Origin of the sequence: Burkholderia sp. BKH01 (assembly GCF_025685725.1) — a bacterium.
GTDB lineage: Bacteria > Pseudomonadota > Gammaproteobacteria > Burkholderiales > Burkholderiaceae > Burkholderia > Burkholderia pyrrocinia_C.
In genome coordinates this window covers 38,254-55,660 of the sequence record NZ_JAOTQT010000032.1, presented here as the reverse complement: position 1 = coordinate 55,660, position 17,407 = coordinate 38,254, and the positions used below count along the sequence as shown (strand labels likewise).

16 protein-coding genes are annotated in these 17,407 nt (G+C 68.9%); 11 read left to right on the top strand and 5 right to left on the bottom strand.

The window, feature by feature from the left end:
• Positions 1-14: 14 nt before the first annotated feature.
• Positions 15-1,214 carry a hypothetical protein gene (locus OEJ37_RS31160; RefSeq protein ID WP_263348625.1) on the bottom strand — a complete coding sequence of 400 codons (1,200 nt, stop codon included), beginning with the start codon at positions 1,212-1,214 and terminating at the stop codon, positions 15-17.
• A gap of 312 nt (positions 1,215-1,526) precedes the next feature.
• Positions 1,527-3,236 (bottom strand): glutamine--tRNA ligase/YqeY domain fusion protein, encoded by a 1,710-nt coding sequence (locus OEJ37_RS31155; protein ID WP_263348624.1) that lies wholly within the window; start codon positions 3,234-3,236, stop codon positions 1,527-1,529.
• A 252-nt stretch (positions 3,237-3,488) separates the two neighbouring features.
• On the opposite strand from OEJ37_RS31155, the gene OEJ37_RS31150 reads away from it, so the two are divergent.
• On the top strand, positions 3,489-3,698 hold the full coding sequence (locus OEJ37_RS31150) for an ornithine acetyltransferase (protein WP_006497729.1): 210 nt from the start codon (positions 3,489-3,491) through the stop codon (positions 3,696-3,698).
• A 164-nt stretch (positions 3,699-3,862) separates the two neighbouring features.
• Entirely contained in the window at positions 3,863-4,411 is a 549-nt protein-coding gene (locus OEJ37_RS31145) for an RBBP9/YdeN family alpha/beta hydrolase (protein ID WP_263348612.1), read from the top strand.
• Positions 4,412-4,445: 34 nt separating this feature from the next.
• On the opposite strand, the gene OEJ37_RS31140 is transcribed toward OEJ37_RS31145, so the two are convergent.
• Positions 4,446-5,666 (bottom strand): CaiB/BaiF CoA transferase family protein, encoded by a 1,221-nt coding sequence (locus tag OEJ37_RS31140; RefSeq protein ID WP_263348676.1) that lies wholly within the window; start codon positions 5,664-5,666, stop codon positions 4,446-4,448.
• Between the two features lie 255 nt (positions 5,667-5,921).
• Between OEJ37_RS31140 and alaS the strand changes: the two genes are divergently transcribed.
• A complete protein-coding gene (gene alaS, locus OEJ37_RS31135; RefSeq protein WP_263348609.1) occupies positions 5,922-8,546 on the top strand; it encodes an alanine--tRNA ligase in 2,625 nt (874 codons plus the stop codon).
• Positions 8,547-8,783: 237 nt separating this feature from the next.
• Here the strand turns inward: alaS and OEJ37_RS31130 are convergent, their stop codons facing one another.
• The gene (locus OEJ37_RS31130) at positions 8,784-9,698 is read right to left on the bottom strand and encodes a LysR substrate-binding domain-containing protein (RefSeq protein WP_263348606.1); all 915 of its coding nucleotides are present in this window, start codon (positions 9,696-9,698) and stop codon (positions 8,784-8,786) included.
• A gap of 123 nt (positions 9,699-9,821) precedes the next feature.
• Between OEJ37_RS31130 and OEJ37_RS31125 the strand changes: the two genes are divergently transcribed.
• The 8 genes from OEJ37_RS31125 to OEJ37_RS31090 all read left to right on the top strand — a co-directional run bounded on the left by OEJ37_RS31125 (position 9,822) and on the right by OEJ37_RS31090 (position 16,834).
• A complete protein-coding gene (locus tag OEJ37_RS31125) occupies positions 9,822-11,075 on the top strand; it encodes a YbfB/YjiJ family MFS transporter (protein ID WP_263348603.1) in 1,254 nt (417 codons plus the stop codon).
• A 122-nt stretch (positions 11,076-11,197) separates the two neighbouring features.
• Positions 11,198-11,734: an NUDIX domain-containing protein gene (locus OEJ37_RS31120; RefSeq protein WP_263348600.1), complete on the top strand. Its 537-nt coding sequence runs from the start codon at positions 11,198-11,200 to the stop codon at positions 11,732-11,734.
• A gap of 130 nt (positions 11,735-11,864) precedes the next feature.
• Positions 11,865-12,302: an acyl-CoA thioesterase gene (locus tag OEJ37_RS31115; RefSeq protein ID WP_174420501.1), complete on the top strand. Its 438-nt coding sequence runs from the start codon at positions 11,865-11,867 to the stop codon at positions 12,300-12,302.
• A gap of 13 nt (positions 12,303-12,315) precedes the next feature.
• The gene (locus OEJ37_RS31110; protein WP_174420519.1) at positions 12,316-13,251 is read left to right on the top strand and encodes a branched-chain amino acid ABC transporter permease; all 936 of its coding nucleotides are present in this window, start codon (positions 12,316-12,318) and stop codon (positions 13,249-13,251) included.
• Positions 13,244-14,473, top strand: coding sequence for a branched-chain amino acid ABC transporter permease (locus OEJ37_RS31105; protein WP_263348597.1), 1,230 nt, complete (start codon positions 13,244-13,246; stop codon positions 14,471-14,473). The genes OEJ37_RS31110 and OEJ37_RS31105 overlap by 8 nt, the downstream gene beginning before the upstream one ends.
• A complete protein-coding gene (locus OEJ37_RS31100; protein ID WP_175918752.1) occupies positions 14,470-15,222 on the top strand; it encodes an ABC transporter ATP-binding protein in 753 nt (250 codons plus the stop codon). The genes OEJ37_RS31105 and OEJ37_RS31100 overlap by 4 nt, the downstream gene beginning before the upstream one ends.
• Positions 15,219-15,926, top strand: coding sequence for an ABC transporter ATP-binding protein (locus OEJ37_RS31095; RefSeq protein WP_175918751.1), 708 nt, complete (start codon positions 15,219-15,221; stop codon positions 15,924-15,926). The genes OEJ37_RS31100 and OEJ37_RS31095 overlap by 4 nt, the downstream gene beginning before the upstream one ends.
• A 161-nt stretch (positions 15,927-16,087) precedes the next feature.
• Complete coding sequence (locus OEJ37_RS31090) at positions 16,088-16,834, top strand: SDR family NAD(P)-dependent oxidoreductase (protein WP_174420497.1); 747 nt, start codon at positions 16,088-16,090, stop codon at positions 16,832-16,834.
• 61 nt (positions 16,835-16,895) lie between these two features.
• Here the strand turns inward: OEJ37_RS31090 and OEJ37_RS31085 are convergent, their stop codons facing one another.
• Positions 16,896-17,390 carry a heme-degrading domain-containing protein gene (locus OEJ37_RS31085; RefSeq protein ID WP_263348594.1) on the bottom strand — a complete coding sequence of 165 codons (495 nt, stop codon included), beginning with the start codon at positions 17,388-17,390 and terminating at the stop codon, positions 16,896-16,898.
• Positions 17,391-17,407: the final 17 nt, after the last annotated feature.

Below are 17,407 nucleotides of genomic sequence, written 5' to 3'. Positions count from 1 at the left end.
GCCACCTGTTCGGTTCACATCTGTTGATGCGAGCGCGGAACCGAATTGATCATGAACTCGCCCATCTGATAACGCATCGCGATTTGCCGGATGCCTTGTAGGTCGTCCGGCTTTTGCGGACCGATCACCATATAGTGATCGCCGGTCCCGCCTTTCATTTCGACATACTCGTGCCAACTCTTCTCGTTGGTCGAGTCGATCTTGACCTTGGTGTCCTTGTTGTCGGGAAAGATCAGAACCTTTCCCTGCGCGTTGATCTGATTGATCATCTCGACGGCAGCCTGCTCGGTCATGTCCTCCGGGTAACCATTGCGATTCTGCATCACATGGACGAGGAAATCGCGCTGTCCATCCGTCTCGACCATCTTGCGCAACACGTTGTTTCCGACGTCGAAGCGAAGCACCTCCTGAAGGTTCTCCTTGGCGCCCGGCTTGTTCCAGACCGAAGCAATTTGGTTTTGTGCGGCGGTCTCGTGCCCGGTCGTCAGATAGAATCCTTTGCCGAATTCTCCCTCTCCACTGTCCACATTGACCCGTGCGTGATCGAAGTGGCGAAGCGCACTCGGCCGGGTGACGTGTGCGAGGGAGGTCGTGGTCGCCGGGTCCAGTTCGGTCGGAACCGCATGCGCCGTGGGTGTTCCAAGGTCCCAATTCTTCGGGAACCCATTTTTGGAGGGGTCCATTTCACCGGGGAAAACGCGAAACTGGCTCTTGGTCTCGCTGAAAAATTCCACACCCGGCCGAGAGTCGTTCACTTGCCTGAGGTGGTCGATAAGTTCGTTCGGAGAGCTATATTGTTTGAGGTCATCCGTTTTCTCGAGGAATCTGAGCGCCTCCTGGAGCCTCGGAGGGAGTTCTTCCGGCAGCTTCCTTTGTTTTCCTGCCGCTACGTCGCCCGCCGACGTGCCGACTTTCGACGCGTTGGCTGCATACCATTCCGCCCAGTCCTTGGCGCCTCCTCTCGTCGGCGCCGGTGAAAAGCCGGTTTCCGGTGCGGGTGCCGATGACGCGCGTGCGGAGGGCAGGGGGGGCCTGTTCGTTACCAGTGTCGCCGTACTCGAATGAGGCGTCAAAGCCTGGAGCTGTGGTGACGATCCGCCTCCCGATACGCTCCCGCCGGGACGCGAATTGTCGGGGCGCGGGGCGATAACCTGGGATGTTTCCAACTGCCGCGTGCTCGGTGACGAACGGTTAATTCCCGACGGGCTGCTCATGGCCAATTCTCCATTTTGAGACGTGTGAATGCCAGGCTCATTGCGATCGTCCTGGCGAGTGCCTGACTATCGCCCAGCGTCTCCGGCGCGCTTGCGCCACCCGCGAATCCGCGCACTGAAATCCGAAGCACGATGGCAACCCGGCGCGTCATGCGACGCGATTGCAAAAAAACGCCACCCGTTCTATCGGGTGGCGCTGCTAATAAAAAATGCCGTTCAGTTCTTAACTGAACGGCATTAGGCCCTCGAGCCGGTTTTTTCATGGTCGCGCGACGTCGGCCCGAGGCCGCGCGCCGCACGCGGAGCAGGCCGTCAGGCCGGCTTGCCCCAGCTGTCGCGCAGCCCGACGATCCGGTTGAACACGGGCTTGCCCGGCTTCGAATCGACGCGGTCGGCAACGAAGTAGCCGTGCCGCTCGAACTGCAGGCGCGTTTCCGGCGCGATGTCGCTGTTGCCCGGCTCGACGTACGCTTGCACGATCTTCTTCGAATCGGGATTCAGCGCCTCGAGGAAGTTCGCGCCGCCCGCGTCCGGATGCGGCTCCTTGAACAGGCGGTCGTAGATCCGCACTTCGGCCGGCTGCGCATGCTTCGCGCTGACCCAGTGGATGTTGCCCTTGACCTTGTACGTGTTCGCGCCTTCGGTGCCCGACTTGCTGTCCGGGAAGTAGTTGCAGTGCACGGCCGTCACGTTGCCGTCGGCGTCCTTGTCGAAGCCCGTGCACTCGATCACGTAGCCGTAGCGCAGGCGCACCTTGTTGCCCGGGAACAGGCGGAAATAGCCCTTCGGCGGGTTCTCGACGAAATCCTCGCGCTCGATCCACAGCTCGCGCGAGATCGGGAACGTGCGCACGCCGCGCTCCGGGTGATGCGGATGCACGGGCGCCGTGCACGCTTCTTCCAGGTCTTCCGGATAGTTGTCGATCACGAGCTTCAGCGGATCGAGCACGGCGACCGTGCGCGCCGCCTTGTCGTCGAGGTCGTCGCGCAGCGCGCCTTCGAAGATGCTCATGTCGATCCACGAATCGATCTTCGTCACGCCGATCCGCTCGCAGAACAGGTGGATGCTCTCCGGCGTGAAGCCGCGGCGGCGCACGCCGACGATCGTCGGCATCCGCGGGTCGTCCCAGCCGTCGACGTGGCCTTCGGTGACGAGCTGCAGCAGCTTGCGCTTGCTGGTGATCGCGTACGTGAGGTTCAGCCGCGAGAATTCGATCTGTTGCGGCAGAGGGCGCGTGAACACGCCGGCTTCCGCGAGTTCGTTCAGCACCCAGTCGTACAGCGGGCGGTGATCCTCGAATTCGAGCGTGCACAGCGAATGCGTGATGCCTTCGAGCGCATCCGAGATGCAGTGCGTGTAGTCGTACATCGGATACACGCACCACGCGTCGCCGGTGCGGTAGTGATGCGCGTAGCGGATCCGGTAGATCACCGGGTCGCGCATGTTCATGTTCGGCGAAGCCATGTCGATCTTCGCGCGCAGCACGTGCTCGCCTTCCTTGAACTCGCCGGCCTTCATGCGGCGGAACAAGTCGAGGTTCTCGTCGGGCGAGCGGTCGCGGAACGGCGACGGCTTGCCGCCTTCCGTCAGCGAGCCGCGGTTCGCGCGCATTTCGTCGGCGCTCTGGCTGTCGACATATGCCTTGCCGCGCTTGATCAGCAGCTCGGCGAACTCGTACAGCTTGTCGTAGTAGTCGCTCGCGAAATACTGGTGGTCGACCGCGTCCTTGCGCCAGTCGAAACCGAGCCAGCGCACCGCGTCGACGATCGAGTCGACGTACTCGACGCTTTCCTTTTCCGGGTTCGTGTCGTCGAAGCGCAGGTGGCACACGCCGCCGTAGTCGCGCGCGACGCTGAAGTTCAGGCAGATGCTCTTCGCGTGGCCGATGTGCAGATAGCCGTTCGGCTCGGGCGGGAAGCGCGTTTCGACGCGGCCGCCCCATTTGCCGGTGCGGTTGTCGTCGTCGATGATGTTGCGGATGAAGTTGGAAGCCGCGGGGGCGTCGTTGCGTTCGGTGCTCATGCGGTTGGCGTCAGGTTGTGTCGGCGCGTCGCGCCGGTTTAATCCTGTAATTCTACCTGACCGGGGTCCGTCCCGCGCGGCTTGCGGGTGAAGGGCGGTGCGTTCGCGATGCGTACCGCAATATCTCGATAGTGTGTCCGCTGTAACACGACGTAAATCGGATTGCTCGCGCCGTTCGGGTTTTCCTATGATGGCTTCACCGATTCAATGCCGCCATTCGCGTAATTGCGTGGCGGGAGGAAGCCAATAATCATGATGAAGAAGACCACTTTTCTGGTTCGTACCGCGGTGATCGTCGCGGCGCTGTCGCAACTCGGCGCATGCGCGATGACGCATACGCAACGTAATGCCGGTATCGGCGCGGCCGCGGGCGGCGCGCTCGGCTACCTGATCACGGGCGGCCCGGTCGGCACGGTTGCCGGCGCGGCGGCAGGCGGCCTGGTCGGCGCCGGCGTACGCTGATCGAAGCCGGCGCGCATGCGCGCCGGTCGGTCGTGACATCGTCCTGAACGCATCACGACCCGCTGCATACCCTTCCGGTTTTTGACAGGCAGCATCAGGGAGAGGAGGGTGTGCGACACTTCGTCGACATCACATTACGACACCATCCGTCGACGAATCCTTTCATGAGCGACCCCCTCGTTTTCGTCCTGCCGGGTTACGCCAATTCGGGCCCGCTTCACTGGCAGAGCCGCTGGGAGCGTGCCGATGCGCGCTTCTCGCGCGTCGCGATGCCCGACTGGGATCGTGCGTTCCGCAACGGCTGGTGTCTCGCGCTCGATCGTGCGGTCGAAGCCGCGCGCGGGCCGGTGCTGATCGCCGGTCACAGCCTCGGCACGCTGACCGCCGCGTGGTGGGCGACGCGTTATGCGCGCCCGGCCGCGCTCGCGAAAGTGCGCGGCGCGCTGCTCGTCGCACTGCCCGATCCCGGCGGCCCGGCGTTTCCGGCCGACGCGCACGGCTTCGGGCCCGTGCCGCACGAGCGGCTGCCGTTTCCGACTTGCGTCGTCGCGAGCAGCGACGATCCGTACGGCTCGCTCGCGTTCGCGCGCGGCTGTGCGCACGCGTGGGGCAGCGAGTTTCGCGACATCGGCCCGCGCGGCCACATCAACGCGGACAGCGGGCTCGGCGACTGGCCGGCCGCGCGCGGCTGGCTCGACGCGCTCGCCCGCTAGGCGCCGCCGCGCGAGCCGTTGAAGCGGCCGTTCGTCAGATCGCCTGCTTCGCCTTCAACGCCGCGATCCGTTCGTCGTCGTAGCCGAGCATGTCGCGCAGCACGTCGTCGGTCTGCGCGCCGAGCAGCGGCGGGGCCGTGCGCGCGTCGGGCGGCGTCGCGCTCATCCGGATCGGGTTGCGCACGAGCTGCACGTCGGCGCCGCACGGGTGCGGCAGCGACACCTGCATCCCGCGCGCGACGACCTGTTCGTTGTCGAACACTTCCTCCAGATCGTTGATCGGCCCGCACGGCACGCCGGCCGCTTCGAGCACGCCGATCCAGTCGGCCTTGCCGCGCGCCTTCACCATCTCCGCGAGGATCGGCACCAGCGTGTCGCGGTGGCGCACGCGCGACGGGTTCGTCGCGAAGCGTTCGTCGTCGGCCAGTTCGGGTCGGCCGCCGGCCTCGACGAACTTGCGGAACTGCCCGTCGTTGCCGACCGCGACGATGATCCACCCGTCGCTCGTCTGGAACGTCTGGTACGGCACGATGTTCGGATGTGCGTTGCCCCAGCGCATCGGCGGCGTGCCGCTCGCGAGGAAGTTGGTGTTCATGTTCGCGAGCAGCGCGACCTGCACGTCGAGCAGCGCCATGTCGATGTACTGGCCTTCGCCCGTACGGTCGCGGTGCGCGAGCGCGGCGAGCACGGCGATCGTCGAGTAGAGGCCGGTCGCGAGATCGGCGATCGCGACGCCGGCCTTCTGCGGGCCGCCGCCCGGCTCGCCGTCGCGCTCGCCGGTGATGCTCATGAAGCCGCCGATTCCCTGCACGATGAAGTCGTAGCCCGCGCGGTGCGCGTACGGGCCGGTCTGGCCGAAGCCGGTGACCGAGCAGTAGACGAGATCGGGTTTCACCGCGCGCAGCGATTCGTAATCGAGCCCGTATTTCTTCAACTGGCCGACCTTGTAGTTCTCGAGCACGACGTCGCTTTGCGCGGCGAGTTCGCGCACGATCTGCTGGCCTTCGGGCGTCGCGATGTCGATCGTCACCGAGCGCTTGTTGCGGTTCGCCGCGAGGTAGTACGCCGCCTCGGCGGTATCCGCGCCGTCCGCGTCCTTCAGGTACGGCGGCCCCCAGTGGCGCGTGTCGTCGCCGGCGCCCGGGCGCTCGACCTTGATCACGTCCGCGCCGAAATCGGCGAGGGTCTGCGCGCACCACGGGCCCGCGAGCACGCGGGTGAGGTCCAGCACGCGGATATGGCTCAGGGCACCCATCGTCGAATCGTCTCCTTTCATGGCTGGCCTCCGTTGCCCGGCAAGGCCGATTGGCATGCCGAGCATCTTAAGGCGAATCGGCCGCGCGGGTGGCCCAGCCGAGCCGGCCGGATGGCCGAGCCGCTTTGCCGGCGCTTTGCCCGGAAGCCGGCCCCGATCCCGTATAATCGATCGTTTCCGAATCCATGCCGCCGCGCGCCCCGCCAAGGGCGACGGCGTTTGAAGCCGTCTTTGCCAGACTGTCCCCCGCACGCCATGAAAGCTGCCGAAATCCGCGAGAAATTCCTCAAATTCTTCGAATCGAAGGGCCACACGATCGTCCGCTCGTCGAGCCTCGTGCCCGGTAACGACCCCACGCTGATGTTCACGAACTCGGGCATGGTCCAGTTCAAGGACGTCTTCCTCGGCACGGACCCGCGACCGTATTCGCGCGCCACGACGGCGCAGCGCAGCGTGCGCGCGGGCGGCAAGCACAACGACCTCGAGAACGTCGGCTACACGGCGCGCCACCACACGTTCTTCGAGATGCTCGGCAACTTCTCGTTCGGCGACTACTTCAAGCACGACGCGATCAAGTTCGCGTGGGAGCTGCTGACCACGGTCTACCAGCTGCCGAAGGAAAAGCTGTGGGTCACCGTCTACCAGGAAGACGACGAGGCGTACGACATCTGGGCGAAGGAAGTCGGCGTGCCGGCCGAGCGCATCATCCGGATCGGCGACAACAAGGGCGCGCGCTACGCGTCCGACAACTTCTGGACGATGGGCGATACGGGCCCGTGCGGCCCGTGCACCGAGATCTTCTACGATCACGGCCCGGACGTGTGGGGCGGCCCGCCGGGGTCGGCCGAGGAAGACGGCGACCGCTACATCGAGATCTGGAACCTCGTGTTCATGCAGTTCAACCGCGACGCGCAGGGCAACATGACGCGCCTGCCGAAGCAGTCCGTCGACACCGGCATGGGCCTCGAGCGCCTCGCCGCGGTGCTGCAGCACGTGCACAGCAACTACGAGATCGACCTGTTCCAGAACCTGATCAAGGCCGCCGCGCGCGTGACCGAGATCAGCGACCTCAGCAACAACTCGCTGAAGGTGATCGCCGATCACATCCGCGCGTGCTCGTTCCTGATCGTCGACGGCGTGATCCCCGGCAACGAAGGCCGCGGCTACGTGCTGCGCCGGATCGTGCGCCGCGCGATCCGCCACGGCTACAAGCTCGGCCGCAAGGGTTCGTTCTTCCACAAGCTGGTGGCCGACCTCGTCGCCGAGATGGGCGTCGCGTATCCGGAGCTGAAGGAAGCCGAACAGCGCGTGACCGACGTGCTGCGCCAGGAAGAAGAGCGCTTCTTCGAAACGATCGAGCACGGGATGTCGATCCTCGAGGGCGCGCTGGCCGACGTCGAAGCGAAGGGCGGCAAGGTGCTCGACGGCGAACTCGCGTTCAAGCTGCACGATACCTACGGCTTCCCGCTCGACCTCACGGCCGACGTATGCCGCGAGCGCGGCATGACGGTCGACGAGCCGGCATTCGACGACGCGATGGCGCGCCAGCGCGAGCAGGCACGCGCGGCCGGCAAGTTCAAGGCCACGCAGGGCCTCGAATACACGGGCGCGAAGACCACCTTCCACGGCTACGAGGAAATCGCGTTCGACGACGCGAAGGTCGTCGCGCTGTACGTCGACGGCTCGTCGGTCAACGAAGTGAAGGGCGGCCAGGATGCGGTCGTCGTGCTCGATCACACGCCGTTCTACGCGGAATCCGGCGGCCAGGTCGGCGACCAGGGCGTGCTCGCGAATGCGTCGACGCGCTTCGCGGTGGCCGACACGCTGAAGGTGCAGGCCGACGTGATCGGCCACCACGGCACGCTCGAGCAGGGCACGCTGAAGGTCGGCGACGTGCTGCGCGCGGAAATCGACGCGCACCGTCGTGCGCGCACGCAGCGCAACCACTCGGCCACCCACCTGATGCACAAGGCGCTGCGCGAGGTACTCGGCGCGCACGTGCAGCAGAAGGGCTCGCTCGTCGACGCCGACAAGACCCGTTTCGACTTCGCGCACAACGCGCCGATGACGGACGACGAAATCCGTCGCGTCGAGCAGATCGTCAACAACGAAATCCTCGCGAACGCGCCGGGCATCGTGCGCGTGATGCCGTACGACGAAGCGGTGAAGGGCGGCGCGATGGCGCTGTTCGGCGAGAAGTACGGCGATGAAGTGCGCGTGCTCGACCTCGGCTTCTCGCGCGAACTGTGCGGCGGCACGCACGTGCACCGCACCGGCGACATCGGCTTCTTCAAGATCGTCGTCGAAGGCGGCGTCGCGGCCGGCATCCGCCGCGTCGAGGCGATCACCGGCGACAACGCGGTGCGCTTCGTGCAGGATCTCGACGCCCGCGTGAACGAAGCCGCGGCCGCGCTGAAGGCGCAGCCGTCGGAGCTCACGCAGCGCATCGCGCAGGTGCAGGACCAGGTGAAGTCGCTCGAGAAGGAACTGGGCGCGCTGAAGTCGAAGCTCGCATCGAGCCAGGGCGACGAACTCGCGCAGCAGGCCATCGAAATCGGCGGCGTGTACGTGCTGGCCGCGACGCTCGACGGCGCCGACGCGAAGACGCTGCGCGAAACTGTCGACAAGCTGAAGGACAAGCTGAAGAGCGCGGCGATCGTGCTGGCGGCCGTCGAAGGCGGCAAGGTCAGCCTGATCGCGGGCGTCACGCCCGACGCGAGCAAGAAGGTCAAGGCCGGCGAGCTCGTGAACTTCGTCGCGCAGCAGGTCGGCGGCAAGGGCGGCGGCCGTCCGGACATGGCGCAGGCAGGCGGCACCGAGCCGGCGAACCTGGCGGGCGCGCTGGCCGGCGTCAAGGGCTGGGTCGAAGAGCGTCTTTGATCGGCCTGGCCGGCGCGGCGCCTGCGAGGGCGGAGCGCCGGCCGGCACTGCGCGATTCTTTTGACGGAATCGCATGAAACGAAACGACCCGATTCGGCCATTGGCCGGTCGGGTCGTTTTGCGTTTGCGCGGGGTGCGGCTGGCTGATCCGCCGCCATGCCTGACGCACGAGCGGTAGCCAGGCATGCAGACGGGCGGCGCGCGGGTGCGTCGTCGTGCGTCCGTCGGCGGATCGCGTCAGGCCGGCTGCGCCACGCGCGACTTCCGCGCCGGGTCGGGCTGCCGCGCGGCCTCCTCAAGCGCGTCGCGCAGCGCGGCGAGCGCCGCCGACGCGTAACCCTGCCGCCACGCGAGCAGCGTGTCGATGCCTTCGAGTTCGGGAATCGTGTGCGCGGCGATGTTGCCGGTCTCGGGCTGCAGGTCGAGCACCGAACGCGGCGCGACCGCGATGCCCGCGCCGGCCGCGACGCACGCGACGATCGCGTGATACGAGCCGAGTTCTAGCACGCGCGCCGGCTTCATCCCATGCGCGGCATACCACTGCTCGGCGTACTTGCGATACGCGCAGCCGCGCTCGAACGCGATCAGCGTCGGCAGGATCACGTCGCGCGGCGTGCGCACCGGCGGATGGCCGCGCGGCGTGAGCAGCGCCAGGTCCTCGCGGAAGACCGGCACCGTCTCGAACGTGTCGGGCAGCGTGTCCGGCGCGGGCGGGCGCGCGAACAGCGCGGCGTCGATCTCGAAGTCGCGCACCTTGCCGATCAGCCAGCCAGTCGTACCCGTCACCAGTTCGAGCGACACGTCGGGCCATGCATGGTGATAGCGCGCGAGCACGGTCGGCAGCCGGCTCGCGGCCGTGCTTTCCATCGTGCCGAGCCGCAGCCGCCCGCGCGGCGTGTCCTCGCGCACCGCGTCGCGCGCCTCGTCGGCGAGCGCCAGCAGGCGCTCCGCATACGGCAGCAGCGTGTGCCCGGCCGGCGTTAGTACGAGCCGGCGGCCGTCGCGCACGAACAGCGCGGCGCCGAGTTCCTCTTCGAGCTGCTTGATGCGCGTCGTGACGTTCGACTGCACGCGATTGAGCTTCGCCGCCGCGCGCGTCACGCCGTTCTCGCGCACGACGGCCCGGAAAATCGCCAGCGCCGCCAGGTCCATGATTCTCTCCAAGCGATGAATGGATTCTCAATTATTCATTTTTCGAGAACGTCTGGTCAAGCTACGATGGATGCATTCCGGTTTCCGATCCGGCCGGCGCATCGCGCGCCGGCCCATGCCGCCATGTCCCGCTCCGATGCCCCGACCGCTGCCGCCAGCGAGCTTCCGTCCGATCAGGCCGACCGCCGCGCCCGCGCGGCTGCGCTGGCCTGCATGGTCGGCCTCGCCATCGTGCTCGGCGTCGGCCGTTTCGCGTTCACGCCGCTGCTGCCGCTGATGCTCGCGGACGGCTCGATCGGCCTGAAGGCCGGCGGCTGGCTCGCATCGGCGAACTATGCGGGTTACTTCATAGGCGCGGTCAGTTGCGCGGCGCTGCGCGTCGCGCCCGCGCGGATGGTCCGCTTCGGGCTCGCGGCCACCGTGCTGCTCACCGCCGCGATGGGCATCGGCCACCTGCTGCCCGTGTGGCTCGCGGTGCGCTTCGTCGCGGGCGTCGTCAGCGCGTGGACGTTCGTGTTCGTGTCGCAATGGGGGCTGCGACGCCTGGCCGAGCTGCACGCGCCCGAGTGGAGCGGCGTGATCTACGCGGGGCCCGGCGTCGGCATCGTGCTGACGGGGCTGATCGGCAGTGCGCTGGCCGGCCGGCCGGCGGCGTCGGGCTGGCTCGGCTTCGCGGCGCTGTCGGCCGTGCTGTCGGTCGCGATCTGGCGCACCTTTGCGGTCGTGCCGGCACAAGGCGTGCCGGCGGCCGGCGCCGCGCCGCATGCGGCCGCCGCAGCTTCGGCAGTCTCCGCGGCGCCGGCCGACGCGCGCCGCCGGCGCGTGGAGGCCGCGTGGCTCGTCGTGCTGTACGGGACGCCGGGCTTCGGCTACATCATCACCGCGACGTTCCTGCCCGTGATCGCACGCACCGCGCTGCCGGCCGGTTCGCCGTGGCCCGACCTGTTCTGGCCGATGTTCGGCGCGGCGCTGATCGTCGGCGCGATCGCCGCCGCGCGGCTGCCCGGGCACTGGGACAACCGGCTGCTGCTGGCGGCCGGCTGCACGACGCAGGCGCTCGGCATCGCGGCCGGGATCGTGTGGCCGAACGCGCTCGGCTTCTCGGTCGGCAGCGCACTGCTCGGGCTGCCGTTCACCGCGATCACGCTGTTCGCGATGCGCGAGGCGCGGCGCCTGCACGGCGAGCGGGCGGCCGGGCTGATGGGCTATGCGACCGCGTCGTACGGGGTCGGGCAGATTATCGGGCCGCTCGTCGCGGCACCGCTTGCCGCGCGCTTCGGGTCGTTTTCCCCGGCGCTGTGGGTCGCGGTGGCCGCGCTGCTTGCGGGCGCCGCCGGCTTCGCAACGATCGCCGCAAAGGGCCGCCCGCGACCCTGACGCTCGCGGGGCCGGATCGTCTGCGGCGCGGGCAAACTCGCTAGAATGGAAGCCTTTCCCGCGCCGAGCGGGCGCGCGGGCGGCCGGCAGGCGGCCACCGGGCGTCCGCCAGATCCCCATCGATGACCATCGCCGACTACCGCTTTTGCCCGCGCTGCGCGAGCCCGCTGACCGAGCGCGCCGATCCCGAACATGAAGGCGGCCGCGTCCGCCAGGCGTGCCCCGACGATGCCTGCGGCTATGTTCACTGGAACAACCCGCTGCCCGTCGTCGCCGCGATCGTCGAGCTCGACGGCAAGATCCTGCTCGCGCGCAACGCAGCCTGGCCCGAAGGGATGTTCGCGCTGATCACCGGCTTCCTCGAGAACGGCGAGACGCCCGAGGACGGCATCGCGCGCGAGGTGTTCGAGGAAACGGCGCTGAAGGCCGAGCACGTGTCGCTCGTCGGCGTGTACGAATTCATCCGCAAGAACGAACTGATCATCGCGTACCACGTGCGCGCGTCGGGCACGGTCGCGCTGTCGCCCGAACTGCTCGAATACCGGCTCGTCGAGCCGCCGCTGTTGCGCCCGTGGCGCGCCGGCACGGGCGTCGCGCTCGCCGACTGGATGCGGGCGCGCGGCCTCGATTTCGAATTCGTCGACCGGCCGGGGCAGTGACGGGCCGGCTCGTCCGCAGGGTTTCATCCGCCGTGCCGCGCGCGATCGCGGCGCGGCGCTTCGCTTGTTGCCGGCGCGCCGTGCCACTCGGCCGCCGCGCTTCGTCTTCATCGTCCTGACCGCCATCGCCATGTCCGACAAGCCGCAGCCGCGTTCCCGCGACGCCTACCGCCACTTTCTGCCGATCACGACCCGCTGGATGGACAACGACGTCTACGGGCACGTGAACAACGTCGTCTACTACAGCTACTTCGACACCGTCGTGAACGAGTACCTGATCCGCGCGGGCGTGCTCGACGTCGAGCACGGGCAGACGATCGGGCTCGTCGTCGAAACGCAGTGCAACTACTTCGCGCCGCTGGTGTTTCCGCAGTCGGTCGACGCGGGGCTGCGCGTCGCGAAACTCGGCACGTCGAGCGTGCGCTACGAGGTCGGGCTGTTCGCGCAAGGCGATGCGTCGCCCGCCGCGCAGGGGCATTTCGTGCATGTATACGTCGATCGCGGCACGCGCCGCCCGGTCGCGCTGCCGGACGCGCTGCGCGCGGCGCTCGAACCGCTCGCCGGCTGACGGGCGCGCGGCGGTGCACGCGTTCGCGCTCCAGGCCTTCAACGGCCTCAGCTACGGTTTGCTGCTGTTCATGCTGTCGGCGGGCCTCACGCTGATCTTCAGCGTGCAGGGCGTGCTCAACTTCGCGCATGCGAGTTTCTACATGCTCGGCGCGTATGTCGGCTACAGCATCGCGGCGAGCGCGGGCTTCTGGCCCGCGCTCGTGCTCGCGCCGCTCGCGGTCGGGCTGCTCGGCGCCGGCTGCGAACGCTGGCTGCTGCGCCGCGTGCAGGCACGCGGCCATACGAGCGAGTTGCTGCTGACCTTCGGCCTCGCGTACCTGATCGGCGAGGGCGCGAAACTGCTGTGGGGGCTCGCGCCGCTGCCGGCGCCCGTGCCGCCGCTGTTCGACGGTGCGCCCGTGACCGTGTTCGGCCTCGCGCTGCCGCGCTACCGGTTGTTCATGATGGGGATGTCCGCGGCGATGCTGGTCGCGCTCGGCGCGCTGTTGCGCGTGTCGCGCATCGGGCTCGTCGTGCGCGCGGCGCTCACGCATCGCGCGGCCGTCGAGGCGCTCGGCTACGACGTGCCGCGCGTGATGACCTTGTTGTTCGGCACGGGCACCGCGCTCGCGGCGCTGGCCGGCGTGATCGGTGCGCCGCTCGCGGTGATCGAACCCGCGCTGGCCGAGACCGTCGGGTCGGTCGTGTTCGCGGTCGTCGTGATCGGCGGGCTCGGCTCGCTCGGCGGCGCGTTCGCCGCGTCGCTCGCGGTCGGTTTCGCGCAGACCTTCGCGGCCGCGAGCGACACGTCGCTGCGCGACCTCGCGTTATGGGCCGGCGTCGCGCTGCCCGACAGCGTGGCCGCGGTGTCGATCGCGCAGCTGGCGCCGCTGGTGCCGTACCTGCTGCTGGTCGCGGTGCTGGTCGCGCGGCCGCGTGGGCTGTTCGGCGAGCGTGCCGATGCGTAGCCGCGCGCTCGCCGACCTTGCAGGCTGGGCGCTGTTCGCCGCCTGCGTCGCGCTGCCCGCGTGGCTGTGGCCGCACGGCGCGGTGCTCGGTTATCTCGCACAGACGGCCGCGCTCGTCGTGCTCGCGCTGTCGTACAACCTGCAGCTCGGCACGACCGGGCTGCTGTCGTTCGGGCATGCGGCGTTTGCGGGCCTCGGCGCCTTCGCGGCCGCGCACTGGTTCAACCGCTTCGGCGGCCCGCTGCCGCTGCTGCCGCTCGTCGGCGGCACGGCCGGCGCGGGCTTCGGCTTCGTCGCCGGGCTGCTCGCGACGCGCCGTTCAGGCACCGCGTTCGCGATGATCACGCTGGGGCTCGGCGAATGCGTCGCCGCCGCCGCGTGGAGCGTGCCCGCGTGGTTCGGCGGCATCGGCGGCGTGCCGATCGATCGCGCGAGCGGCACACAGTGGGGCGGCTGGCATTTCGGCGCGCCGGTGCAGGCGTACGCGGTGATCGCCGCATGGTGCGTCGTGTCGGCGTTCGCGATGCATGCGCTGACGCGCACGCCGCTTGCGCGGCTCGCGAACGCGGTGCGCGACAACCCGGAACGCGTTGCCGCGCTCGGCACCGATCCGCGCCGCGTGCGGCTCTGGATGGTCACTTGCGCATCGTTCTTCGCGGGCATCGCCGGCACGCTGACGCTGATCGACGTCGAAATAGCGACACCCGACAGCGTGTCGATGGCGCGCTCGGCGACCGTGCTGATCGCCGTGGTGATCGGCGGCACCGGCGCGTTCTTCGGGCCGGCGGCCGGCGCGGCGATGCTGACCGCGCTGAGCATCGTCGTCGCGGGCGTGTCGCGCGCGTGGGCGCTGTATCTCGGCGTGTTGTTCGTCGTGATCGTCGTTGCTGCGCCGCGCGGGATCGCGGGCATCGCGCAAGCGCTCGCGCATGCGTTGCGCCGTGGCGCGCCGGCGGCCGAGCGGTGGCGCATGCTGTGCGGCGTCGGCGCGTGCGTGTTCTGGGGCGTCGCGATCGTCTGCGCGGCCGAGCTCGGTTACGCGTGGCGCTTCGCGCAGGATGACGGCACGGGCCTCGCGTTCGGCGCCTGGGGCATCGACGCCGATACACCGGCCGGCTGGGCCGTCGCGTGCTCGGCGGCCGGCATCGGCACGCTGCTGTGGGGCTGGCGCGCGCGGTTCGCGCAGGGCACGCAGGCCGGCAAGCGGGAGGACGGGCGATGAACGGCAATGCGATCGCGCTCCACGGCATCACGCAGCGTTTCGGTGCGCAGACCGTGCTCGACGGCGTCGAATTGAACATCGCGGCCGGCGAGCGCCATGCGCTGATCGGGCCGAACGGCGCGGGCAAGTCGACGTTGTTCGGCGTGATCGCGGGTGCGACGCGGCCGACGCGCGGGCGCGTCGTGCTACACGGCGTCGAGTTGCGCGGACGCGGGCCGGTCGTCGCGAGCCGCCTCGGCATCGGCCGCAGTTTCCAGCAGACGAGCGCGTTCGCGCGGCTGACCGTATTCGACAACCTGCGCTGCGCGGCGCTGCATGCGCCGGCCGAGCGGCGGCGCTGGTGGAACCGGCTGCGCGAATCGGCGTCGGTCGATCTCGCGGCCGCGCGCGTGCTGCGCGACATCGGTCTCGACGCGCGGCGCGACACGCCGGCCGCCGAACTGGGCTATGCGGAGCAGCGTGCGCTCGATCTCGGGATCGCGCTCGCGAGCGGCGCGCGCACGCTGCTGCTCGACGAGCCGACGGCCGGCATGAGCCGCGCGCAGGCGGCGCGGATGATCGCGCTGATCCGGGCGACGACGCAGGGCCGTACGGTGCTGATGATCGAGCACGACATGGATGCGGTGTTCGGCTTCGCCGAGCGCATCACGGTGCTCGTGCGCGGCACGGTGGTCGCGACCGGCGAGCCCGATGCGATCCGCGCCGATCCAGCCGTGCGCGCCGCGTATCTCGGGGAGGGCAGCGTATGACGAACGCACTGCTCGACATTCGCGACCTGCGCGCGTGGTACGGGCTGCAGCCCGTGCTCGACGGCGTCGATCTCGCGCTCGCGCCGGGCGAGACGCTCGCGCTGCTCGGCCGCAACGGCTCGGGGCGCTCGACGCTCGCGAAGGCCGTGATGGGGCTCGTGCGCACGGCCGGCTCGGTGCGCATCGCCGGCGCCGAATGCGCGGGTGCGCGCACGTTCGAGATCGCGCGGCGCGGCGTCGCTTACGTTGCCGAAAGCCGCGACGTGTTTCCGCTGCTGACCGTGCGCGACAACCTGAAGCTCGGGCTGCGCGGCACGCGTGGCGTGGCCGAACACGTGGCACTCGACCGCCTGTTCGACCGTTTTCCGCTGCTGGCCGCGCGCGCGGACGTGAAGGCCGGGCGGCTGTCGGGCGGCGAGCAGCAGGTGCTCGCGCTGGTGCGTGCGCTCGCCGGCAGCCCGCGCGTGCTGATCGTCGACGAACCGGCCGAAGGGCTCGCGCCGCTCGCGGCCGACGAAGTCGGTGCGTGCCTCGCCGCACTGCAGGCCGATGGCGTCGCGATCGTGTTGATCGAGCAGCGCTTGCAGCTTGCGCCGAGGTTGACGACGCGCGTCGCGGTAATGGGGCGCGGACGGATCGTCTACGACGGCGCGCTCGACGGCCTGGGCGGAGACATCGCCAACGCCTGGCTGAGCGCCGGCTGACGGCGCCGAACCGATTGTTCGGCTGGCCCCGCCAGACAATTCGCGTCGAGCCGCTTTATCGCCGCCGCGCGGCGCCTTAAATTGCCCCTCATGCCGGGCCGCGGCATCGACGCAGCAACCGGCGCCATCCATCGAAAGTCATCTGACAGAGGAATGAAATCATGAGCAAGCTGACAGGCAAGGTAGCGATCGTCACGGGCGGATCGAAGGGCATCGGCGCCGCGATCGCGCGGGCGCTGGCCGCGGAAGGCGCGTCGGTCGTCGTCAATTACGCGAGCAGCAAGGCGGGTGCCGACGCGGTGGTGAGCGCGATCGTCGAAGCCGGCGGCCGCGCGGTCGCGGTCGGCGGCGACGTGTCGAAGGCAGCCGACGCGCAGCGCATCGTCGATACGGCGATCGACACGTACGGCCGTCTCGACGTGCTCGTCAACAATTCCGGCGTGTACGAATTCGCGCCGATCGAAGCGATCACCGAAGAGCACTACCGCCGGCAGTTCGATACGAACGTGTTCGGCGTGCTGCTCACGACGCAGGCGGCCGTCAAGCATCTCGGCGAAGGCGCGAGCATCATCAACATCAGCTCGGTGGTGACCAGCATCACGCCGCCCGCCAGCGCGGTGTACAGCGGCACCAAGGGCGCGGTCGACGCGATCACCGGCGTGCTCGCGCTCGAGCTCGGCCCGCGCAAGATCCGCGTGAACGCGATCAACCCGGGCATGGTGGTGACCGAGGGCACGCACAGCGCGGGCATCATCGGTTCCGATCTCGAAGCGCAGGTGCTTGGCCAGACGCCGCTCGGCCGCCTCGGCGAGCCGAACGACATCGCGTCGGTCGCCGTGTTCCTCGCATCGGACGATGCACGCTGGATGACCGGCGAACACCTCGTCGTGAGCGGCGGGTTGAACTGATCCTGCGATACGGCAAATCGGCACGATCGGCGAGCATGCGCCGATCGTGCCGATCGCGTCGTCAAGCGATCATCGCCAGCGCGTTCGCGCCGACATGCCAGCGCAGGCTCTCGACGACGAGCGCGTGATTGCGTTCGGAATCGAGCCCCGCGATCGTCATCGCACCGACGAGGCCCGCGCCGGCGACTCGCAACGGCACGCCGCCGCCGTCGAGCGCATAGTCGTCGTCCGACAGGCCCTGCGACCGCAGCGACCAGCCGGCGCGGCGAAACCGCGCGCCGACCTCGAGCGAACTCAGGCCGAAACGGAGCACCGTGTTTTGCCGGCGGCGGATCGCGTCGCTGTCTTCCGCACGGCTGCCGTCTAGCACGCAGTAGAACAGCGGTGCCGCTTCGCCGACGATGCCGACCGCGATCGGCAGCCCGCGGCGCGACGCGATATTGACCGCGATTTCCCCGAGCCGGCGCGCGACGTCGGCATTGAAGCGCGGCAGCGCCGTGTGCGGCGTGTCGTCGTCGAAGGGCGCGTGATCGCTGCGCAGGAAGGTCGTCACCATGGCGGCTCCGTATCGTC